Consider the following 23,710-nt stretch of genomic DNA (forward strand, 5'->3'; position numbering starts at 1 on the left):
AGGTGTTATTATGCAGGATATGATTATTGAAATTATGAATCAGGCCGGATATATAGGTATATGTTTATTAATTACTCTGGAAAATATTTTTCCACCTATTCCATCAGAAATCATACTGTCTTTTGGCGGGTTTATGACAACATATACAAACATGAACATCATTGGTGTTATTGTGTTTGCAACAATTGGCTCTGTTTTGGGAGCAGTTGCTTTATATGCCATTGGATGCTTACTGACCCCTGAAAGACTTGAAAAATTGAAAAATTGTTGAACAGAAAATTATTTAAGATTTTGGGTTTTAAAAAAGGTGATATAATGAAAACAGTAAAATGGTTTGAAAAACACGGTAAAAAAGCAATATTGTTCGGACGGTGCATACCTATAATACGAAGTCTTATTTCCATTCCTGCGGGAATGGCTAAAATCAGTTTTTTTCTATTTTTACTTTATACTGTAATAGGAAGTACAGTGTGGAATATATTATTGGTTTCACTAGGTGCTTTTATGGGAAATTCCTGGCAAAAGGTACTCTATTGCTTTGAGGTGTATTCATCAATAATGGTGTTTATTTTAGGGGGAATATGCATAGTCTTCTGTATGGTATTCTTGAAAAAAAGAGTATTTAAAAAGGAAAAATTAGATATATAAATAAAGAATACTTAAAGAGGAAGGGAGGATTATAAATGTGAAACATAATGTAGATTTGGTTCTTTCCGAAAATAGTTGATATTAAAATATATTTGCTATTATTTTGTGCAATAGACTTGATTTATTTATGGGAAAATTTAAATTTTCAACTAATAGTGGAAAGAACCGTAGATTTAATAAAAAAGCCAGTTATTGGGAAAATAGTATTTAACATATGAACTTTATTTGTTTCACTGCAGATGTAAAACCAGACTGAGATTACTTGAATCCTTTGAGAATTTTAGGAAACCGGCCTGAAAATCCTGCAGCAATATCTTCTCCTTTTAATTCTTGAGGATCAGTCATAATTGGTCTTATATTTTCTTTTGCGATTTTATTTAGTATATTAAAATCAATTCCGGTTTTGATACCTAGTTTTTCACAAACCGCAATAAGTGCCTGTAGGTTTCCGTTTCCACCGCCTCCTCCCAATCCCTCTATTGTTCCATCCATAAATTCACATCCGGTTTTAATTCCGGCAATTGCATTGGATACTCCCAATCCCAGATTATTATGAGTATGGATCCCCATGGGAATTGCAGCAGCATTCTTTACTGCATTTATTTTGCTATAAATGTCTTGAGATGTCATGGCTCCAATTGAATCTCCAATGTAGACAAAATCAGCTTCAGCATTTTCAACCACCTTGGATTGTTCAGCTAATTCCTTTGCTGTACCCAAACTTGAAGCCATTAAAAATACTCCTGTTTCAAGTTTTAATTTTTTTGCCAGTTCTATAAAAGGAACTGCTTTTGCTCCCTGTGAATAGAGGACTGCAATTCTGATAACATCTAATCCTATAGCTGCTGCTTCTCTTAAATCTTCTAAAGTGCCTTTGCCTGGAGCAATAAGTGACATAAGTTTTGACTTCTTTACCTTGTCCCGTGCTGTTTTGATTAAAGCAAGTGTTACAGAATCACCTATTCCTGTACCAAGACCTACATCTAAAGCGTATAATCCAGTTTTGTCAAGCTCAGCGCATATATTTTCAATTTCTTTGACTGCAGGCTGTCTGCTAAGTGCATGACAACCATCTCTCAGCGTAGAGTCTATAAATTTTAATGTATCGTTAAATTGAGTTTTCATTGATTCATCTTCACCTTTCGTGCAAAACCGGTTTTCCTATTTTTTAATTTCCATATACGGTATGCTATTATTCTAATACTTCAAGTTAGCTTGAAGTCAAGAGCAAATATTGCAGTTTAAAATATATTTTCATTGCAATATAATAATATTAATTCTTTATCACTTTGGATTTTTATAAAGTGATAATATAATTCCGGGGTGATTTGAAGTGGAGTATTCAATTACTGAAGCGTCAAGAATGACATATATGACTTCTTCTGCTATAAGATATTATGAACAGCTGGGCATTTTGCCTGAGATTAAAAGGACTGAGGGAGGGCATCGATGTTTTATTGACAGCGATATAAAGAGATTAAATATAATAAACTGTCTTAAAAAAACAGGAATGTCCCTTAAAGATATTCAAAATTGTCTGTGCAAATGTGACAATAAGGTAAGTTCCATAGATGAGAGGCTAAAAATTTTTACTTTACACAAACAGCATATTTTAAATGAGATAAAAGAACTTAAAGCTTATTTGATTGAAGTTGATGAAAAAATTACAATATTACAAGAGAAAAAATCAAAAGCTGTTGATAATTAAAAATATATATTGAAAATGAGTATCAATTAAAATATAATTGAGTCATGATAGGACTGAGAGGATAAAGAAGAAAACTTTAAACAAAGGACGCAAAATACTTCAGGGACAGCTTTGGAAGGATATATTTTATGTGAGTCTTATTTTAATGTGTCTTGCAAAATCCTACTGTGAAGACAAGAATGATCTTAAATTAGTGGAAAGATATCTCAATACGGCAATTGATATTAAAAGGGCATTTTCACCTGAAGCCGAGGCTGTACTTGGACTTCATATAGAATATATGAATTTTGCAAATGTGTATTTAAAAATGGGAGAAAAGGAAAAGGCTTTCGGCATGCTTGAAAAATGGATAGAGTATATTGAGGTAAACAACCTAAACAAAAAAGAGAAAATTTCTTCTGCATGGTGTTTTGATGAGCTTTCGGGAAACAAGCCAGGGTTTACACTGGATATGTATGAAAATATGAGCAAGCTTCTTGAGGATGATATATTTGATCCAGTAAGGGAAGACGACAGATTCGTACAGATTTCAGATAGAGTGAATAAAATGAAAAAATATAGATGATTTCAAGAAGGGGAGATGCAGAAGTGAAATTAAAAGTTTTAGTGGATAATAATACATATATTGACCAATATTATTATGGTGAACCTGCTGTTTCATATTATATCGAAGACGAGGATACTATACTGTTATTTGATGTAGGTTATTCTGATATATTTCTCAGAAATTCCGCTTCACTAGGCATAGATTTGGAAAAAGTAAATACCATAGTTATTTCACATGGCCATAATGACCACACTGGAGGGTTAAAATATTATTTTGAGCAGCAGTATAAAAACAATATAAACATTATCGCACATTCAGATGCTTTTAGAGAAAAATTTGAAGGAAATTTGAAAATCTGTTCGCCCATTTTACAAGGAGAATTAGAAAAAAAGTGCAATTTAATACTTTCAAGAGAACCTAAGAAAGTCAGTGAGCATATAATTTTTTTAGGAGAAATACCTCAAACAAATGATTTTGAAAGAAGAAGACCTATTGGAAAACAAAAGATTGATGGAGTTTTGGCTAATGATTATCTGATGGATGATACAGCACTTGCATATAAAAGTAAAAATGGCCTTTATATTATTACCGGATGTTCTCATAGTGGAATATGCAATATAATAGAATATGCAAAAAAAATATGTAAAGATAATAGAGTATTGGGAGTTATAGGTGGATTTCACTTATTTGAAATAGATGATCAGGTTAATAAGACTGTTAATTATTTAAGACGAAACAATATAAAAGAGTTATATCCCTGCCACTGTACATCCTTTGCCGTTAAATCGGAGATAAATAAATTTTTACCTGTGAGAGAAGTTGGAGTAGGTCTGGGAATAAACTGGTAAAGAACTATGAAAAAGATCTATATAGAGTATCCATTGCCATACTGAAAAATGATGATGATGCTTTAGATGGAATTCAGTGAATAAACTTGCAGGGGTTAACTCTTTGTTTAATAAAGTAAAGTATAATGAATTTAAAAACTTATCTAAGTTGAGTAATGTGTTGGTCCAGATAAATAAAGGAGTTCATGATAAAGGGGTTACTATAGCAATAAAAGAAATAGCTTATGATGAAGCAGCTTTTTATGTAATTTCTGAAGTTAGTTTAGATAAGGATTTAACAAATAAAGATTATATGAAGGATTGGATGGATTAAAAGGAAGCTGGAACTTCAGAATTCCACTAGTAAAACAGAAAATACAGGATAAGATTCATATTTTCTGAAATTTGATACCAATTTTTCCCATGTGTATTTGAGGAAATTAAAAAACCTTTGCCCTATTTATAATAGGACGAAGGGAAAATCTGTGCTGCCATCTAGTTTTGTACTATTATAATAATATGGGTATCATAATATTTTTGTATCATTTAATAAAGGATACAGTTCTTTTTCTTCTCTTTCTATTCTATTTGATAAAATTTTAAAAATTTGTTCTGTATTTTCACAAAACTTATCAATGCTATTTTTAATTTTATTGGGGGTATTATATTTTGATTTATAATTATTATATAGTTCAGTAACTTCTTTCATTTCCTCGCTGTATTTTTCACCAAATATATTCAGTGATTTATTTGGACTGCTTGAAAGAGGGGGATACAAATATTTGTCTTCATTGAATAGATGTATTCTGAGTTTACCGCTTATAGTGTTTATGCTCCTGACAATTTCATTTAAATTTTCATCTACAGCATGATTTTTAATGTTCTGCAATACATAATCAATTAAATTCATTATTTCATTGTGCTGTCTTTCTAAATTTCCAGTATTCATAAATAGGACCTCCTTGAAATAACTTGTATTATTGTTTTTTATCTTTTCATATGTTTACATGTTAACATGTGGAATGTTTAACTTCTGTAACTTACGTTACAAAATTTATAGTGACAATGAAAAATAGAAATTTATTATTGCCACGGTGCCGGGAAGAAAAGGAGAAGAAATGAACAATAATGTTTATTGATTGCTTTCGGTTGTGCTGCATTCTTCAGATTATGACAAAGTTTACAGAGAAGGTATTCTAAACTAAAAATAGAAATTACTACAGGATATAATCCCATAGTAATTTCCAACCTGTGTACATTCTTAAGAATGTTGCCTATTGAATTCTTCCTTAATTGCAGTAAGCTTGTTTTTATCTGTCAGCAGAGTGAGCCCTGTGAGAGCTAGTGCTTTAATTCCAATTAAAAGGGCTTCATCACCCTGTTTTGATATTGCCGCCTCACGAAATTCAGGAGTATGTCCTACTAATTTGTCATCACCAATTTTTATATGTGGGTGGATAGTGGGAACCACATGACTTACATTACCTGCATCCGTGGAACCAAGACCTTCAGGTATTTTATTATCCAGATTAATTCCAAGTAATTTAAGATTCTCTGCAAATACTTCATCGAATTTACTGTTTAGTAGAAAATTATCTATTTTGTTTTGGAAGAAGCTTATGTTGACTTTAGCCCCGGTGATTAAAGCTGCCCCTTTGGCAATATTTATAACCTTTTCTGTGACCTCATCACAAGTGCTTCTTTCAGCAGCACGTATAAAGAATTTGGCCTTGGCATAATCGGGAACTATATTTGGTGCATACCCCCCGTCAGTTATAATGCCATGTATTCTCACATCACTTGTGACATGCTGTCTCAAGGCATTTATTCCATTGAATAATTGAATCACTCCATCCAGTGCATTTATACCTTTTTCGGGACAAGCTGCTGCGTGAGCTGCTTGTCCTATAAACTCAAATTGGATAGGATCGTTGGCCAGAGACTTGACTGTTTTATAATTATTATTTCCAGGATGGATCATCATACATGCATCTACGCCATGAAATAAATTATGCTTTACAAAGCTTGCTTTTGCACTGCCGTTTTCTCCGCCCTCTTCGGCAGGGGTGCCAAATACTAAAATTTCTCCGCCAATTTTATCTATGAGCTTTGACAGGGAAATAGCTGCTGCTGTACTTGCCGTACCTATGATGTTGTGACCGCAGGCATGGCCTAAATTAGGAAGAGCATCATATTCGGCTAAATAGCCTATAACGGCACCAGAATTTTTATTTGACTTTTTCCTGGCTATAAAGGAAGTCGGGTGTCCTGCCACAGCTTTTTCTATGGAAAAACCTTCTTTCTCCAAGGTGTTTATAAGCAATTTGGAAGAAAAAAATTCCTGGTTTCCTATTTCGGGATGATTGTGTATCAGGTGACTTATATTTATATAAGTGTCTTTCCTGTTTTCAATTTCATTGATTATTTCATGTTGAAAATTTTTAATAATGTCTATACTCATAATATTGACCTCCTCTTTAAATAAAAAAATCTTCTTTGAAATAAAGAAGAGATAATTTGTAGATTTCCCCTCTTATCTTTCAAGAATAAACTTGTTGGAATTGGCACAGTATCCTAAATAGGATCTGCTGCCGAGGTTTCAAAGGGCCATTCCCTCCACCTCTCTGGATAAGAATTTTATATATTTGATTGACTAATAAACATAATAGAACTTATAATTATTTTTGTCAATAATAAAAAATTAACATTACATATGTCAACCATTTTCGAAAATGTCCCAAAATAAGTGAAACATTAGCACCAATAATCAATTGGTGCTCTACTTATTTTAAGTCCTAATTTTAGGTACACTAAACATACCTACTGCTTGATATTTTTTTAAAAAAATGCAGAGGTCGTTTTTGAATCTATTTATTTTAAATTAACATTAGCAAGTCTTACTTGCCCTATGCGCTTGCTTTTCTAGATATGCTTGGAATGATGCTTGCTTCCAAGGGTGACTCATTGGTGGCAGGTAGCGCTTATGTTTTTTAGGGTTATCTTCTACAAAATCAAAATTCTTTGACTTAGTTTCATGAACCTGTAATTCTTCTAAACCATATATTTTATTGCCTACACTGACGTATAAACCATCATTAAAGGCTTTTATAACTAAGGCATCAGTACCTTTTCTAAAGTAAATAGGATGGTTGTTGGCATCAACAAGTTTATAATACTTATTATTGAATTTTACACAATGTCCACAATCAATCTTACGATCTGCTAAAACAGCAAGTGTTAAATTAATTTTATCAATAGATGGTTGTTTTTCAAACACAGATTTGGTATGATTGATTTCAAGAGCAAATTTGGTATTGAATTCTTTTATGTAGTGATTCAAGAATTCATTTGCCTGTTCCAGGCTTGTTACACCTGCTAGCTCAAGTTCTAAGGGTAATCGTGATTGTAATGTTTGGAATAGGCGTTCTACACGACCCTTTGCTTGAGGGACACTACTAGTTTTAATTTCAATACCTAATTGTTTGCAGGCATATCCAAATTGTGTAAAGGTATCCTCCTCTGTAGTTGGAGCTTTCTTTTGTTTGTATTCAAATACAGTTCTTCGATCAGTGAATAACATATATGGGATACCGTATTGTACAAGAATCTGATTCAATACATTGTAATATCCTTTCAGGGTTTCCTGTTCATCAAAGTACCCGCCAACAATAGCACCAGTTGAATCATCAATGGCTATGTGGAGCTGGGATTTAGTGTTTCCAAACCAAAGATGTAAAGATGCATCCATCTGGATCATTTCACCAAAGTAAGCACAACGTGGTCGGCGCGGATGAGCGTCTTCAATAGCAATAATGGATCTATCAATTTCTAACTTATCGTCTGTGGATAAATTGGAACTTTTTTGTTTCTCTAGTAATTCCATTTTCACCCTCATTTTCGTAACACGACAGGCTTTGGGAGATATGATATGTTCAGCCATAAGGATTGTGTTAATAGTGCTAGGAGCAATAGAAATGCCTTCATAAGCAGCTAAAAGCTCAGAGTAGTGTGTAAAGTTTGCTCCATGATATTTAGTTTGATATAAATCAATAATTTTACGTCTAGTCTCTTCTGAAAAGCAATTGATAGGCTTGCGGCCTTTATTCCCGTGGACAAAGAAATCCTTGCCCTTAGCACAATATCCATTTACCATTCTATTCACATGTCTAACAGAACAATCAAGACGAATAGCAGCAGCTTTCTTATTACCATTGGTTTCTACTAATTTTTTAATAATCTTATATTTAAAATCTTCTTTCATACTTAATTCTACCTTTCTAATTATGTCCACCTCATTTCTTATTGTCATGAGGTATATTCTAACATTATTTTTTATTTATTTGGGACATAATCGCAAATGGTATACTAAGACATTATCACAAATCAATCATAGTCAATAATAAAAAATTAACATTACATATTGACATAATAAAAATAAGTTGTATAATCTAATTTATAAAATAAATTCGTAAAAATCAAATATATCCTTATCAAGAGAAACTGAGGGACTGGCCCTTTGAAGTTTCAGCAACCACATATATGTGATGGTGCTAAATCCAGCAGAACATTGTTCTGAAAGATGAGGAAAGGCATAAAAACCCTTTCACGGGTTTTTTTTATGCCTCTCAACCTCTTCTTTGTATGAAGAGGTTTTTTATTTTATATATGAAATTACTGTAAAACTGCAATATATGGTTAAAAAAATTGACTGAAATTTTAAAGGAGGAAAAAGGATGATATGGCTAAAAAATATCAACAAGATTTATACGAGTAAAACTAATACAGTTGAAGCTTTAAAAAACATTAATCTTCACATTAAAGCTGGTGAAATTTTTGGAATTATAGGATATAGTGGAGCTGGAAAGAGTACTTTAATTCGTTGTATAAATTTATTGGAACAGCCAACTTCCGGAGAAGTAATTGTAAATGGAAAGAATTTAACCCGTTTATCTTCAAAAGAACTGAGAAAAAGTAGAGAAAAAATTGGAATGATATTTCAAAATTTTAACCTTATGAAAAACAGAACGGTATTTGAAAATGTGGCTTATCCTTTAAAGAGAAAGGGTTTGAGTAAAAAAGGCATAGAAAAAAAGGTGCTGGATCTTTTAAAACTGGTGGAACTAAGTGACAAAATAAATGTATACCCTTCACAGTTAAGCGGTGGACAAAAACAAAGAGTTGGAATTGCCAGGTCACTGGCAAATGACCCTGAAGTGCTTTTATGCGATGAAGCAACATCCGCTTTGGATCCACAAACAACTCGGGCAATTTTAAAACTTTTAAAAAACATCAATGAAAAATTAAAATTGACAATAGTAGTTATAACCCACCAAATGGAAGTTGTGAAGGATATATGCCAAAGGGTTGCAGTAATAGATTCCGGTAAAATAGTGGAGGAAGGAAATATTATAGATATATTTACAAATCCAAAAGTTAATATAACAAAGAAATTTATATCCTCATTATTTCACTATGAAAAAATCTACGATTTCCTTAAAGAGGGAAACTCTGTAGGTGAAATAGAAGAAATAACTGAAGAGGAGAGTATTGTTAAAATATCTTTTACCGGGCAAAAAACAGGTCAGGCTTTTATTTCAAAGATTTCCAGAAGGTTTAAAATAGATGCCAGTATATTGTTTGGAAATATAGAGATAATCCAAAATGTACCTATAGGAAACTTAATAGTAAAATTAAGAGGCAGCAACGAAGGAGTAGATAGTTCAATAAGGTATTTAGAGGAAAATAATATACATGTGGAGTATGTGAATATTAAAAAAGATGATTCAAAACTAAAAGTTGGAAATAATTAAATTTCAAACATGAAAATTAAAAAAATTATGAAGGTGATAAATAATGATTGAATTTTTAGGAAAGATAGCACCAAATTTGGTGAATCTATATCCTGAGATGATAAAAGCAATATTTGAAACTTTTTATATGGTAGCCATTTCAGGAATCATATCAACAGTAGTTGGAACAGTAATGGGAGTTACCCTGGTTGTTACAAAAGAAGAAGGCATACTGGAGAATAAGATTATTAACAGTATACTTGGTAAAATAATAAATATTTTCAGATCCATACCGTTTATTATTCTCCTGGCAGCTATAATTCCTCTTACAAGACTTTTAGTAGGTACTACCATAGGTACGAAAGGAGCACTGGTGCCGCTTATATTCGGGTGCACTCCTTTTATTGCCAGGCAAATAGAATCAGCACTGCTTGAGATAGATAAGGGGGTGATTGAAGCTGCACAATCAATGGGTTCAAGTCCTTTTGAAATAATTTTTAGAGTAATGCTTCTTGAAGGGCTGCCTGGTATTATCCATGCTCTTACAATAACAATTATAAGCCTTATTGGATTATCTGCCATGGCGGGTACTGTAGGGGGAGGCGGACTAGGAGATTTTGCCATACGCTATGGATATCAATATTTTCAGACAGATGTTATGGTGGCCACAATAATTGTACTTTTAGTTATTGTAAATCTTATTCAACTTGTAGGAGATATTTTATCAAAATTGACAGCACATTAATTTATAGACTAGGGAGGTCTTGAAAATGAAAAAAATTATAGGATTATTTTTAACAGTTATATTGTCTCTTGGAGTTTTGGCAGGCTGCGGTTCCAGCAATAGTGCTGGACAAACTACCAGCAATAAGAAACAGGTGGTGAAGATAGGCATAACGGGTGATGATCACAAGATTTGGGACAAAGTCAAACAAAACCTGGCAAAAGAAAATATTGATCTGCAGATTGTAAGCTTTGCAGATTATGTACGTCCTAATCTGGCACTTTCCGATGGAGAAATTGATTTGAATTCATTTCAGCATTATGCTTATCTGAATAAATTCAAAACAGAACACAAACTGAAGATCAGTGCTATAGGTGAAACTGTACTTGCACCCCTTGGAGTGTATTCAAATAAAATAAAATCCATTAAGGATGTTGCAGAAGGTGCAAAAATAGCTATTCCAAATGATCCAACAAATGAGGGCAGAGGATTGAACCTGCTTCAAAGTGCTGGCCTAATAAAATTAAAAGAAGGAATTGGCCTTTTGCCAAAACTTCAGGATGTAACTGAAAATCCAAAGAATATTCAATTTGTAGAACTTGTTGCTACCCAGATTCCAAGATCACTTCCAGATGTGGATGCAGCAATAATAAATAGTGGAGTAGCTATAGATGCCAAACTCAACCCGGTTAAGGATTCAATTTATCTGGAAGATGTATCTAATAAAAATGCAAAACCATATATAAATGTAATTGTGGCCAGAGACAAGGACAAAAACAATGCTGTTTACAAAAAAGTAGTTAAGGCTTATCAAACTGATGAAATAAAGAAACTTATAAAAGAAACTTATAAAGGATCAGAAATTCCTGTTTTTTAAGCTTGGTTAAAAATTGGAGATTTAAGATATGTTTGAAATTTAAAAATATTATTTTATGGAGAAATATTGTTTCATTAAGGCATTTACTTGTGAAGAGGATTTAGATAAAATAGATGTTATATAAATTACAATAGGTAAAAATAATATTAGCAGTATTTGGAGGAGTTTATTATGAATAAAAGTTTTGCTACAAAGCTAATTCACCTTGGAGAACAAAATCCGGAATCCATTTCTAAATCTAAGACTTTACCTATCTCTATGACTTCCGTATTTGCTTTTGATGATGTAGAAACATTGGATGAAGTTTATGAGGGAAAAGCCAAGGGATATGTGTATTCTAGAAACGGGAACCCGGTTCATGATGCATTAAAGGAAATAATGTGCAGTGTTGACGAGGGAGAAGATGCCCAGGTCTTTTCATCTGGAATGGCAGCTGTTTCCATGTCAATTTTATCTCTGGTAAAGTCAGGAGATCATATAATAGCAGACAATGTATTATACGGTGGAACTTATCAATTCCTTAAGAATGAATTGAGTAAATTCAATATAGACGTTACTTTTGTAGATACCATAAATGAGCCCATGGAAAAATATTTTAGGCCCAATACAAAATTGGTGTATGTGGAAACTATATCAAATCCACTGATGAAGGTAGCTGATTTAAGGGCAATATCTAATATGACTCACTCTCACAATGCAAAATTAATTGTGGACAATACTTTTGCCACTCCTATAGTATGCCAGCCTATAAAGTTGGGCGCTGATATAGTGGTATACAGTGCAACAAAGTATTTGTGCGGTCACAGTGATGTAACTGGCGGAATTGCAGTTTCAAATAAAGAACTTACCCAGAACATAAGAAATATAGGGGCGCTTTATGGTCCCATGATGAGTCCTTTTGATGCATGGCTTGTTATAAGAAGCCTTAGAACTTTGGAGATTAGAATGATACAGCACTCTCAAAATGCTATAAAATTGGCAGATTTTTTGGAGAGACATGGTAAAGTGAAAAAAGTTTATTATCCTGGACTAAAATCTTCACCTTCAAGGGAGATAGCCAGCAAAAATTTTATCAATGGCTTGTATGGAGGAATGCTCAGCATAGATGTAGTTAATGGAGAAAAGGGAGCTTATGAACTCATAAGGGCACTTGACACTATAAAATTTGTACCTAGTCTGGCAGGAGTTGCCACATCTGTTTCATATCCTGTAAAGACTTCTCATAGGGCGCTAAGTGATGAAGAACTGCACAAAGCGAATATATCTAAAAGCCTTGTGCGTATTTCTACAGGGCTGGAAAATGTAGATGATTTAATCTCTGAATTTGATAAGGCACTGAGTAAAATATAGATACTTGAAGTAATTTAATAGAATAATTTTTAACCGTCAGTATGAAATATGCTGACGGTTATTAAAATTATCAAGTTATTTTTAATAAAATCAATGCATTTGGTATTTTTTTACTTGTTCTTTAAAAAACATTATTATATAATAATTACATATTATAATAATATAAATTATATTAAAAATTTCATTATAAATAGCAAACTCTATGAAAGTAGAGGACGCAAAGCTGCGGATCTAAAGCTGTTTTAGCCATGATAGCCGGGTTGCTGATGTTTATGATTTTATAACTTATTATTTGAGCTATAGCACTGAAACATTGGTGTTATAGCTCTTTTTAATTTATATAATATTATTTTTTATAATGCAAAATACAGAAATTAATGTCAAAAACTAAAAATAATGAAGATATCTTAAATATGATACAAATGATGTTGGGAGGAATATATATGAAGATTTCAAAAAGTATACCCCTTATTGCTGCAGCAATCATGCTCATATTGTCAATGCCAATTATAAAAGCCAGTGCATCTGAGGTAACTCCTGAGGTAACTCGTTTAAGTGGACAAGACAGATATGAGACCTCTGCAAATATTTCAAAGAATAATTGGAAGGCTTCTGAAAATGTAGTTCTTTCCAGTGGTCAGGGAGATGATAAGTTTGCAGATGCATTAGCTGGAACAGCACTTGCCTATGAAATAAATTCTCCCATGCTTTTGACAAATACAGATTATATACCTGAAGTGATATCAAATGAAATAAAAAGACTTAATGCGAAAAATATTTATTTGCTTGGTGGAACTGGTGTAATAGACAGTAGCGTTGAAAGTGATTTAAAAAATCAAGGGTATAATGTTATTAGATTAAGTGGACAAAGCCGATATGAAACGGCAGCTAAAATTGGTGAGGAAGCTGGAAAATATAAATCAATTACAGGGGCATTTTTAACTACCGGATATAAGTTCCAGTATGCTATGGCTGCCTCTCCTTATGTAGGAAAAGAAAATGCTATCATATTATTTACGGATGGAAATTCATTAAATCCCATTACCAAAGACATTATAAATAAGCTTAATATAAATAAGGTAACTATAATGGGAGGAGATGATGTGGTTTCACCCAGTATAGACAACCAACTCAAAAATATGGGTGTTATTGTTGAAAGAATAGGCGGAAACATGCCGGAAGATTTTGCTGCTAATGTGCTGAGTTCCCTTGGCAAAGATATAACTGGACTGGCAGTGGCAAATGACAGGACTTTTGCAGACAGCCTTTCGGGCTCTGTAGTAGCAGCTGAAAATAATCTTGGGATGGCTTTGATTGATAATGAGTTCAATTATAATATAAGTAAAGATAAAGTAACTAAAATTTTAATTTACGGCGGATATATATCTGTGTCACAACAAATGGAAAACTATTTAAAAAATATTATGGGTATGGAAAACAGCAGTAATTCAGTCACAAATCATGATGTCACTCCTAATTTGTCCGGAAAAGCAAATAAACCTATTTTAAGTGATGAAAAAGATTGGTATGAAGCTGTTAAAGCTTCAATTTCAAATTGTCAGGATCAACTCACCTATGATAATATTCATTCTTCCACCATGCCGGAGGATATTGTAAAGATTGTACTGGAGCAAAACCCGGATATGGACTACGTCGAAAGCTATAATATTTCAAATAATGGAAGTATCCGTTTTAACTATAGATTTTCAAAAGATGAATTGACAGGTATAAAAAACAAGACCAATGAAAAGGCAGAGGCGGTTCTTTCTAATATAATTAAGCCAGATATGACACAGACAGATAAAGCAAAAGCAATACATGATTATATTGCAGTTAATGCAAAATATGATTATGACGGCTATATAAAAAATACGGAACCAGTTGAGGATTATACGGCATATGGAATTCTGGTCAATGGCACAGGTGTATGCCAGGGATATGCGGCAGCATTTAATTTGATGGCAAGGATGTCAGGTATAAAGTCCATAGCTGTACAGGGAACTGCCAATGGAGGAACCCATGTATGGAATATGGTTATGCTTGATGGCAAAATTGGATATATAGATACTACCTGGGACGATCCGATTCCAGATAGGGAAGGTCAAATTATATATGATTATTTTGATATAAGTGAAGATAAAATGGAAAAAGATCATTTATGGGATGAAGAAAATTTTACTGAAAATTATCTGGATTATTAATAACATTTCATTTACCTGTTATAAACTTCAAATATCAAAAGATAGTTGAAAACAAGATCTGCTTATAAAGGGCAGATTTTGTTTTATATAAGAAAGCTGCTTGTATACAGCAATTTTATAAGAAACCCCTATTATCATATTTTAGTAAAAATATGATATAATTATTTATAATATTTTTAGATGTAGAAGTATATTCTTACCAATAACACACCTTAAACTATAGAAAAAGAGGTAAATATTATGGATTTAAATGGATTAAACCCGCAGGATGTAATATTTGCATTAGATATAGGTACAAGATCGGTAATAGGTACTGCAGGAATAGTACAAGATAAAAAATTCAATGTAATATCAGAGCATTGCATGGAACATAAGGAAAGAGCCATGATAGATGGTCAGATACATGATGTGGGTCTTGTAGCAAATTCAGTAAACATGATAAAAAAGCAGATAGAAAAAGACTTGAATATGAAAATAGAAAATGTATCTATAGCAGCTGCAGGAAGATTTTTGAGAACTGTAACAGTGAAAGAGGAAATGAAAGTTGATTATGATAGGGAAATAAACAGAGATACTATAAGAAGTTTAGAGCTGACGGCGGTAAAATCTGCAGAAAAAAAAGTAAGCCAGGATACAAAAGGAAGGCTGTATTGTGTTGGATACAGTGTAAAAGGTTATTATCTAAATAATTATCTTATAAGCAATTTAATGTACCATAGGGGAGAAAAAATATCAGTAGAAATTATAGCTACATTTCTGCCCCGCTCTGTAGTGGACAGCTTATATTCTGTTATGGAGAAGGCGGGGCTTCAGGCAGTAAATCTGACTTTGGAGCCTATAGCAGCCATGGAAGCAGCTATTCCCCAGAATTTAAGGCTTTTGAATCTGGCTTTAGTTGATATTGGAGCGGGAACTTCAGATATAGCTATAAGCGATAAAGATACTATAAGTGCATATGACATGGTATCTCAGGCTGGAGATGAAGTTACCGAAATAATATCACAAAAATGCATGGTGGATTTTAATAAGGGGGAGGAAATAAAAAAGAAGTGCAGTGAAGTCAAAGAGATAATTTATACAGACGTTTTAGGGGTGGAAAACAAAATTTCATCTGAAGAAATACTAAAGCTCATAAGCCCTGCTGTAAAAAAAATAGCAGATGAAATTGGCAGCAGGATAATAGAACTGAATGGCGGAAAATCCACCAATGCAGTTTTCTTGGTGGGAGGAGGAGCACATACTCCCAGAATAAAGGAGTTTTTAGCTGAAAGATTGAATATACCTCTTAATAGAATTGCAATAAAGGATAGACAATCGGTTCAGGAGTGTATTTGTAAGGATAATTCTCTTGGAAGCGCAGGGGTAACGGTTTTGGGAATAGCCCTGATTTCCATAAGGAGATTAGGACATGGGTTTATAGATGTAATGTTAAATGGAAATGTAATAAGCTTATTTAATTCCCACAGTCACACGGTGATGGATGTAATGCTGCAGGCTGGTATAAACCCCAATAGCCTTATAGGTAAAAATGGTAAAAATATAAGGTTTATTGTAAATGGAATAAAAAGAGTAGCTTTTGGAACCCTGGCTTCCAATGCGGAAGTAACTATAAATAGTTTAAAAAAGAGTATGGATGATAAAGTCAAAGAGGGGGACAATATAGAAATAAAATATGCAGCTAATGGAAAAACAGCTTCTCCTAAAATTATAGATTATGTACAAAAAGTATATTCCACAAGCTTCTTTATAAATGATATAATAGAAAATTTAGAGCCCTTGGCATATATAAATGGAAATAGAATGAACATTGACAATTATATAAATGAAGGAGATAATGTGAACATAATATTTCCCAAAACTCTTGAGGATTATAAAAAATATTTTTCAGGTAAAAATGAGGAATTTATATACTATTTAAATGGAAAAAAGCTAGATGAAAATTATGTAATAAATGAAGGAGATAGAATTTACAGAGTGTCCAAAAATTCTGTGGAATCAAAAAAAGATGAGAAAATAGTAAAAAAAGGTTTGAGTTCAAAAGAAGCAGCTTTAGACGAAGAAGATAAAAAAATTGAACCTGGAGAAATGGAAAACAATAGCAGGAAACCTGATGCTGATGAAATAACCGTAGTGGCAAATGGAAAAAATATAGTACTTAAGGGAAAAAAAGATTATATATTTGTGGACATATTCAATCACATAGAGTTTGATTTAACTAAAGTAAAGGGAAAACTGTATTTGCACTTGAATGGCAGCAATGCAAGTTATTATGATGCCTTGTCAGAAGGGGATGTAATAGAGGTAGGCTGGGAATAAGTTTTCTATTTAATCGATTGGAGGGAAACATATGAGCAAGGATTTTTTAAAAGCTGCAGAATCCATGAAAAAGGAACTGGTTGATATAAGAAGGGATTTTCACATGCACCCTGAACTTGGGTATGAGGAGAAGAGAACTTCTGGTAAAGTAAAAGAGTTTCTGAAATCATTGGGTGTAGAATATAAGGAAACCGCAGGTACAGGAGTATGCGGAATAATAAGGGGAAAGGGAAACAGGACCATAGGAATAAGGGCAGATATGGATGCCCTGCCATTGCAGGATAAAAAAAATTCCAGTTATTCTTCACAAGTAAAAGGAAAGATGCATGCTTGTGGACATGATGCACATACTGCCATTTTACTTGGGGCGGCTAAGATTTTAAATGGCATGAAAGATGAACTCAGGGGAAATGTAAAATTATTTTTTGAACCGGCGGAAGAGACTACAGGGGGAGCAAAGGTGATGATAAAGGAAGGTGTGCTTAAAAACCCCGATGTAGATAGAATTATAGGGCTTCATGTAGAGGAAAACATAGAAGTTGGAAATATAGGCTTGAAATTCGGAGTGGTTAATGCAGCTTCTAATCCTTTTACAATAAAGATAAGGGGAATAGGGGCACATGGAGCAAGACCTAATATGGGAATTGATCCTGTAGTTATAACAAGCCATGTGATACTGGCACTTCAGGAGATTATAAGCAGAGAGCTTCCTCCTGTGGATCCAGCTGTGATTACCGTAGGTTCTATTCATGGTGGAACTGCCCAGAATATAATTCCAGGTGAAGTTGTAATATCCGGAATTATAAGAACTATGAAAACTGAACACAGGGCATATGTAAAGAAGAGACTTGCAGAAGTGACAAAGGGCATTGTAGGTTCCATGAGGGGACAATGTGAAATAGATATAGAGGAAAGTTATCCCTGTCTTTATAATGAAGATAATATAGCTCAGGATGTTTTAAAGGCAGCACAGCAGATAATAGGCAATGAACATGTAAAAATACTTCAAAGCCCAAGTATGGGTGTGGAGAGTTTTGCTTATTTTTCAATGGAAAAACCTTCTGCGTTTTATTATCTGGGATGCAGAAATGAGTCAAAAAATATAGTGCATCCAGCTCATGGAAATCTATTTGATATAGATGAAGACTGTTTGCCTATTGGAGTGGCAATACAGTGTAATGCAGCTTATAATTTTTTAAAATAATTTAATTATTCAGCAGCAGAAATATTTCTGATAACCCATACTTATAGATTTAAAATGCCTCTGGGGCCATCAAGTCAAGATGTTTAAAGGCTTGGTGGTTTTTTTATAAAGCTCAGGATATAAGTATTTTATTTGTTATCTGTTTAAATTATGGTAATATATTTGTTAGAGTTATGAAAAGGCAGTTTATCAAGTGATTCTTAATTATAGGGAGGAAAACATAAAATGAAAATAAAAGATCTGGAAGTTAATACTTCCTTAGATATTTTTTTACTTGTAAAAGAAATGGAAGAGGATATGACTAGAAATAATGATTCATATGTTAAGTTTTTATTAAGTGATGGTGAGAATGATATACATGGAATAATGTGGTCTACATCCGTAAAAAAGCTGGGTGAAGGGGTAGAGACTGGAAAAGTAATTAAAATAAGAGCTGCAGTTAGAAGTTATAAAGACAATTTACAGTTAAACATCACCAATTGCCGTCCCGCAACAGATAAAGACAATGTGAATATAAATACTTTTATCAAGGATGCACCCTTAAATTCAGAAGATATGTTTAATAGTTTTTTGCAGGAAGTTGAAAAATTCAGCAATAATGATTTGAAAAATATAGTTAAAAAACTTCTCATGGACAATAAAACAAAACTTATATATTATCCCGCAGCCAAAAAAGTGCATCATGCAGTTAGAGGAGGACTGTTGTATCATATGTACAGGATGTTTAAAAATGCACAGAGTATGGCTTGTGTATACAGCCAATATGTAAATAGGGAATTATTATTTTCCGGTGTTATACTGCATGATATAGGGAAAGTTAAAGAACTTAATTCCAACCAATTAGGCATAGTAGAAGATTATTCCAAAGAGGGCAAATTATTGGGCCATATTGTAGAAGGTGCAATAATGATTCATGATGCCGCAGATAAATTGGGAACTCCTTTGGAAATAGAACTGCTTTTAAAACATATGATAGTTTCCCATCATGGCCTGGAGGAAAACGGATCACCTAAAAGGCCCATGACTCTGGAGGCACAGATACTGCACTATTTAGATGAAATAGATGCAAGTGTATATCAATTTGAGGAAGCCTTGGGGAATACTTCTAAAGGAGAGTTTAGTGACAAACAATTTTTCTTGGGAAACATACAGCTGTATAGAAATGAATTATAATAATATAATAATTTATATATTGATCTAATCAATAATAGTAGTATATAATTAGATGTTGTCCGTATTAAATTGTCAATGAAAATAATATTATGAGGATAAATGTAGAATATTTTAGTATTAAGGTTATAAATTTAAGACTTAAATACATTAAAAGTAATGGAGAGATCATAATGAAAGTTGAAATTGGAAATAATGAAGCCGGTCAAAGACTGGATAAATTTTTAAGAAAATGGCTGGAGGATGTACCTTTAAGCGCTATATACAAGGCTATAAGAAAAGGTGATATTAAAGTAAACGGTAAAAAGGCTGCAGAAAAGTATTTTTTGCTTGAAGGCGATAGTATAGAAACTAAATATATAACTTCCTCACAAAAAAAACCAAAATTTAAGGAAGTGCAGAGTAATTTTTTAAAAATAACCTATGAAGATAAAAATATACTTTTAGTTGAAAAATGGCCTGGAGTCCTGGTACATTCAGATAAAAGTTCCAGTGGTTCAACTTTAACTGATTACGTTCTCTCATATTTATATGATAAAGGGGAATATGATCCTCAAGTTGAAATAACATTTACCCCTGCACCCTGCAACAGGCTGGACAGGAATACTTCCGGGATAGTCATATATGGTAAAAATTATGATTCGCTGAAATTGTTAAACGAAATGATAAAAAGCAGAAACATAAAAAAATATTACGAGGCTATGATAAAGGGAAAAATAAAAGAAGGATTATATGAGGGATACATATTAAAAGATATGAAAAATAATATGTCGGTTGTATATGATACCCCTAAAAAATATACTAAAAAAATATCCATGAAAGTAAAAGTGATTCAAACCTGCGGCACATATTCCCTTGTAGAATTGGAACTCATTACAGGAAGAAGTCATCAGCTGAGAGCGCATTTAGCACATCTGGGAAATCCCATAATTGGAGATGCAAAATATGGGACAGCTAAATTGAATAGTTTTTTTTACAATAAATATGGTTTGAAATATCAGTATTTATATGCCTACAAGCTGAATTTTAGAGATTGCCCTGAACATTTAAAATATATGAAAAACAAGACCATATCAGAGGGCCTTCCACCTGTATTTAAGAAGATTAAAAATGATGTATTTGATAAATTTTAACCAAGATACCGGATTACAAGTCATACCGGCACTTTAAAATACAAGTGCTTTGGAATAGGGAGTTTTGAATGATGAAAGAACAGTCAACTACTAGGGGTTTTGCCATACTCTCCGCGGCAGGGATGCTAGTGAAAGTATTATCTATAATATATATCCCGCTTTTGATGATGACAATTGGAGAAGAAGGATATGGACTTTATGGAGCATCCTATCAGGTGTATGCTTTTATTTACGTACTCACTAACTCAGGAATACCAGTAGCCATATCCAAACTTATATCCGAACTGAATGCAGTTGGAAATTACAGGGATGCAGTGAAGGGATTCAAAATAGCCAGATTTATGCTTATGGTCATAGGTATAATAATGGCAGCATTGTTGATGGCTTTTGCAGCTCCGTTAGCCAGGGTAATGGGTTATAACAAGATTTATTTATCCCTTTTAAGCTTGGCCCCAGCCATATTTTTTACTTCTGTGGCCTCAGCTTACAGGGGATATTTTCAAGGCAGCGGGAACATGACACCTACGGCGGTATCTCAAATTATAGAACAAATAGTAAATACCATATTTGGTATTATATTTGCTTCATATTTGATTAAATATGGAGTAGAAGTGGGATGTGTGGGAGGACCTATTGGAACTTCTCTTGGAGCATTAGCCTCTGCCAGCTTTCTTATGTTCTGTTATGAAAGAAACAGAAAACTTAAGTTTCCCAGAAACATGGTACTGCAGGACCAGGAGAGAATTGACACCAAAAAATTGATAAAAAAAATTATAAAATACGGGGTACCAATAACTATATGTGTGGGAATGACTTATGCCGGGAGTCTGGTGGATGTGTGGAACACTAAGAGCAGGCTTATGTCAGGTGGACTAAGTGATGTAAAAGCAACTATACTTTATGGATATTTGTCAAAATATCAGCAGCTTTTAAATGTACCTATAGCAATAATATCATCTCTTTCCATGGCCATACTTCCTGCCATATCCGCAGCAGTTGCTGTTAAAAACGGGCAAAAGGTAAAGGAAAATATAAACTATTCTTTCAGACTTTGCTTTTTAATTGCAATTCCCTGTGCGTTTGGATTGTCTGTTTTAAGCAGTCCCATATTTCAACTGCTTAAATTTGGAAATGGGGCTTATATTATGGCCTGGGGTTCAGTGGTACTTGTACTTATGTCTCTTATGCAGATACAAACTACTATTTTACAGAGCATAGGAAAGCTTTTTACTGCTACCTTGTATTCTGTAATAGGTATAGTTGTAAAGATATGTGTAAATTACATGCTGATTTCCATACCTAAGATCAATATATTAGGTGCCATAGTAGGCAGCACTTTGGGATTTATGATTCCTATAATATTGAACTACAGAATCATCAGAAAATCTTTAAATGTGAGAATAAGCATGTTGAGACATGCAGTTAAGCCTTTCATAGCATCAGCAGCAATGGGAATTACAGTGTGTGTGAATTATTTTGTCATACATTTTATATTGGAATTCATCAAAATTGCATACCTTCCCAATGCAATTTCAACCTTAGCATCTGTTATAGTTGGAATTATTACATATATGTATGTGATGGTTTTAATTGGAGGAATAAGCAGCAGGGATTTGCAATCCATGCCAAATAGGGCAGTCAGGATGATTCCCTCATTTATATTGAGCAAGGTAAAATAGGACAATTTCTATGGACTGCCATAGAAATTGTCCTTTACAAGTTCATGCATGTTTAGAACCAAAGTAGTTAGGGAGGTTACCATTAAACTTATACCGCATCCATATATATTTATTTGGGGTATTCCTGTGAGTATATATACCAATACTACATCCATCACTGAAGAAATTAGAGAATTTCTAAGTATTATTTTTTGTTTTCCTATGCCATTTAAAATACCAAAAGTTGATATGGATACGAATATTATTGGGGCAGATAATGCAGCAAATTTTATGTAAGGGTCCAAATCATATCTCTTATAAAATAATTCTCCTAAGTAATCGGACAATCCAATGCAGACTATCATAGTTAAAACCCCTAGAATCAATGAAATTTTTATAATTTGTGATATTCTTTTTTGTATAGCCCAATAATTTTTTTTGTTCAGTTTTTCCGACAGATCCGGTATAAGAACTATGGACATGGAAGTTATAATTGTAACGGGCAAAAATATTATATTTACGGCCATACCATTAAATTTACCTATCATGCTCAGTGCCATATTGTATTCTATGCCTGAAGCCACAAGTCTTCTTGGAACTATCAGTGTGGAAAGGGCAGAAAGCGATGTGGATAAAAACCCGTTTAAGCAAAGGGGAAATGATATAACAAGGACATTGAATAAAAGCTGTAATTTATCCTCTGTATTTGAAAGGTTAAATCCAAATTTGCCCTTTTTAATTTTATACATTATATAAAGTATGGAAAAACTTATAAACTCCCCTAAAGTCAAAGTTATGTAAGCTGCAGTTACAGTCCCATTTACATCCTTCAGTGAAAGAGAACTTATCAGCAGGGTTATTATGACAATTCGCAGAAATTTTTCTGATATATCTATAAAAGCAGGTATTTTCATTTCAGATATTCCATAAAAATAACCCTTCAGTATGGATGATAATGATATGAAGAAAATAGCAGGGCACATAACTTGAAGAGCATGTGTAGCCCTGGTGTCATATATTATTTTAGTACTGATATAGGGGGCGTTGATAAATATCATGCAAACTACAAAAGTAGCAAGCAGGGAATTAAAAGTCAGAGATATATCTATAGACCGATTTAAATTGTTAAAATCGTCTTTACCGAAATATACTGCAGCTACCTTGGATATGGCAGTTACCATGCCGCCTGAAATAAGACATATGAACAGATCATATACAGGCATTATAAGTCCGTATAGCCCCATTCCTTCCGCCCCAAGCTTTCTGGATAGTATTATGGAAAATATAAATGCAAATATGGAAGTTATCAAGTTGGAACAAATTAAAATAAGGGTACTTTTTAAAAATCTTTCTCTTTTCATAAAAACTCCTGACCTAGAAATTATATTATTAACATTAAATCATCAATATTAATAATTATGACAGGGTCTTAAAGTATATTCTTCTTATTTTTAAGGTTCTTACTGTCTATGGATTCCGTGATATATTATATTTGGATTTTATAACCTGTTTAATACAGGTACAAAAATGATTGGAAATTATTTGATATAGCTTGTTA

21 protein-coding genes and 3 riboswitches are annotated in these 23,710 nt (G+C 33.1%); of the genes, 16 read left to right on the forward strand and 5 right to left on the reverse strand.

Annotation, left to right across the window (positions count from 1 at the left end):
• Positions 1-10: 10 nt before the first annotated feature.
• The gene (locus ACYUJ6_RS07775) at positions 11-271 is read left to right on the forward strand and encodes a DedA family protein (protein ID WP_461845244.1); all 261 of its coding nucleotides are present in this window, start codon (positions 11-13) and stop codon (positions 269-271) included.
• Between the two features lie 44 nt (positions 272-315).
• The gene (locus ACYUJ6_RS07780) at positions 316-648 is read left to right on the forward strand and encodes a DedA family protein (RefSeq protein ID WP_461845245.1); all 333 of its coding nucleotides are present in this window, start codon (positions 316-318) and stop codon (positions 646-648) included.
• A 258-nt stretch (positions 649-906) separates the two neighbouring features.
• Here the strand turns inward: ACYUJ6_RS07780 and ACYUJ6_RS07785 are convergent, their stop codons facing one another.
• Complete coding sequence (locus ACYUJ6_RS07785) at positions 907-1,773, reverse strand: beta/alpha barrel domain-containing protein (RefSeq protein ID WP_461845246.1); 867 nt, start codon at positions 1,771-1,773, stop codon at positions 907-909.
• A gap of 208 nt (positions 1,774-1,981) precedes the next feature.
• Here ACYUJ6_RS07785 and ACYUJ6_RS07790 point away from each other — a divergent pair, with 208 nt between their 5' ends.
• From ACYUJ6_RS07790 to ACYUJ6_RS07805, 4 genes are all read left to right on the forward strand, one after another.
• Positions 1,982-2,356, forward strand: coding sequence for a MerR family transcriptional regulator (locus tag ACYUJ6_RS07790; protein ID WP_461845247.1), 375 nt, complete (start codon positions 1,982-1,984; stop codon positions 2,354-2,356).
• Positions 2,357-2,486: 130 nt separating this feature from the next.
• The gene (locus ACYUJ6_RS07795) at positions 2,487-2,921 is read left to right on the forward strand and encodes a hypothetical protein (RefSeq protein ID WP_461845248.1); all 435 of its coding nucleotides are present in this window, start codon (positions 2,487-2,489) and stop codon (positions 2,919-2,921) included.
• A gap of 23 nt (positions 2,922-2,944) precedes the next feature.
• Positions 2,945-3,751, forward strand: coding sequence for an MBL fold metallo-hydrolase (locus tag ACYUJ6_RS07800; protein ID WP_461845249.1), 807 nt, complete (start codon positions 2,945-2,947; stop codon positions 3,749-3,751).
• 76 nt (positions 3,752-3,827) lie between these two features.
• Positions 3,828-4,064 carry a DUF4179 domain-containing protein gene (locus ACYUJ6_RS07805; protein WP_461845250.1) on the forward strand — a complete coding sequence of 79 codons (237 nt, stop codon included), beginning with the start codon at positions 3,828-3,830 and terminating at the stop codon, positions 4,062-4,064.
• 192 nt (positions 4,065-4,256) lie between these two features.
• Here the strand turns inward: ACYUJ6_RS07805 and ACYUJ6_RS07810 are convergent, their stop codons facing one another.
• From ACYUJ6_RS07810 to ACYUJ6_RS07820, 3 genes are all read right to left on the reverse strand, one after another.
• Positions 4,257-4,679 carry a hemerythrin domain-containing protein gene (locus tag ACYUJ6_RS07810; protein ID WP_461845251.1) on the reverse strand — a complete coding sequence of 141 codons (423 nt, stop codon included), beginning with the start codon at positions 4,677-4,679 and terminating at the stop codon, positions 4,257-4,259.
• Between the two features lie 312 nt (positions 4,680-4,991).
• Positions 4,992-6,191 carry a M20 family metallopeptidase gene (locus tag ACYUJ6_RS07815; RefSeq protein WP_461845252.1) on the reverse strand — a complete coding sequence of 400 codons (1,200 nt, stop codon included), beginning with the start codon at positions 6,189-6,191 and terminating at the stop codon, positions 4,992-4,994.
• Positions 6,192-6,260: 69 nt separating this feature from the next.
• Positions 6,261-6,365: riboswitch (SAM riboswitch) on the reverse strand.
• A gap of 252 nt (positions 6,366-6,617) precedes the next feature.
• Positions 6,618-7,991 carry an ISNCY family transposase gene (locus ACYUJ6_RS07820; protein WP_461843530.1) on the reverse strand — a complete coding sequence of 458 codons (1,374 nt, stop codon included), beginning with the start codon at positions 7,989-7,991 and terminating at the stop codon, positions 6,618-6,620.
• 223 nt (positions 7,992-8,214) lie between these two features.
• A riboswitch (SAM riboswitch) is annotated at positions 8,215-8,316 on the forward strand.
• A gap of 147 nt (positions 8,317-8,463) precedes the next feature.
• Here ACYUJ6_RS07820 and ACYUJ6_RS07825 point away from each other — a divergent pair.
• The 10 genes from ACYUJ6_RS07825 (at position 8,464) to ACYUJ6_RS07870 (ending at position 22,173) form a co-directional block, all read left to right on the forward strand.
• A complete protein-coding gene (locus tag ACYUJ6_RS07825) occupies positions 8,464-9,540 on the forward strand; it encodes a methionine ABC transporter ATP-binding protein (RefSeq protein ID WP_461845253.1) in 1,077 nt (358 codons plus the stop codon).
• Between the two features lie 43 nt (positions 9,541-9,583).
• A complete protein-coding gene (locus ACYUJ6_RS07830; protein WP_461845254.1) occupies positions 9,584-10,264 on the forward strand; it encodes a methionine ABC transporter permease in 681 nt (226 codons plus the stop codon).
• 25 nt (positions 10,265-10,289) lie between these two features.
• Positions 10,290-11,120: a MetQ/NlpA family ABC transporter substrate-binding protein gene (locus ACYUJ6_RS07835; RefSeq protein WP_461845255.1), complete on the forward strand. Its 831-nt coding sequence runs from the start codon at positions 10,290-10,292 to the stop codon at positions 11,118-11,120.
• A 171-nt stretch (positions 11,121-11,291) separates the two neighbouring features.
• Positions 11,292-12,470, forward strand: coding sequence for a trans-sulfuration enzyme family protein (locus ACYUJ6_RS07840; RefSeq protein WP_461845256.1), 1,179 nt, complete (start codon positions 11,292-11,294; stop codon positions 12,468-12,470).
• 182 nt (positions 12,471-12,652) lie between these two features.
• A riboswitch (cyclic di-GMP riboswitch) is annotated at positions 12,653-12,738 on the forward strand.
• Positions 12,739-12,913: 175 nt separating this feature from the next.
• On the forward strand, positions 12,914-14,671 hold the full coding sequence (locus ACYUJ6_RS07845) for a cell wall-binding repeat-containing protein (RefSeq protein ID WP_461845257.1): 1,758 nt from the start codon (positions 12,914-12,916) through the stop codon (positions 14,669-14,671).
• A 240-nt stretch (positions 14,672-14,911) separates the two neighbouring features.
• Positions 14,912-16,987, forward strand: a complete 2,076-nt coding sequence (locus tag ACYUJ6_RS07850; protein ID WP_461845258.1) for a cell division protein FtsA — start codon at positions 14,912-14,914, stop codon at positions 16,985-16,987.
• 31 nt (positions 16,988-17,018) lie between these two features.
• Positions 17,019-18,191, forward strand: coding sequence for a M20 metallopeptidase family protein (locus tag ACYUJ6_RS07855; RefSeq protein WP_461845259.1), 1,173 nt, complete (start codon positions 17,019-17,021; stop codon positions 18,189-18,191).
• A 225-nt stretch (positions 18,192-18,416) separates the two neighbouring features.
• Positions 18,417-19,364: a 3'-5' exoribonuclease YhaM family protein gene (locus tag ACYUJ6_RS07860; RefSeq protein WP_461845260.1), complete on the forward strand. Its 948-nt coding sequence runs from the start codon at positions 18,417-18,419 to the stop codon at positions 19,362-19,364.
• 170 nt (positions 19,365-19,534) lie between these two features.
• Positions 19,535-20,494 (forward strand): RluA family pseudouridine synthase, encoded by a 960-nt coding sequence (locus tag ACYUJ6_RS07865; protein WP_461845261.1) that lies wholly within the window; start codon positions 19,535-19,537, stop codon positions 20,492-20,494.
• A gap of 71 nt (positions 20,495-20,565) precedes the next feature.
• Positions 20,566-22,173, forward strand: coding sequence for a putative polysaccharide biosynthesis protein (locus ACYUJ6_RS07870; RefSeq protein ID WP_461845262.1), 1,608 nt, complete (start codon positions 20,566-20,568; stop codon positions 22,171-22,173).
• Positions 22,174-22,181: 8 nt separating this feature from the next.
• Here ACYUJ6_RS07870 and spoVB read toward each other — a convergent pair whose 3' ends face one another.
• Positions 22,182-23,513 carry a stage V sporulation protein B gene (gene spoVB, locus ACYUJ6_RS07875; RefSeq protein ID WP_461845263.1) on the reverse strand — a complete coding sequence of 444 codons (1,332 nt, stop codon included), beginning with the start codon at positions 23,511-23,513 and terminating at the stop codon, positions 22,182-22,184.
• Positions 23,514-23,710 lie beyond the last annotated feature (197 nt).

This window comes from Clostridium sp. JNZ X4-2 (assembly GCF_054889485.1).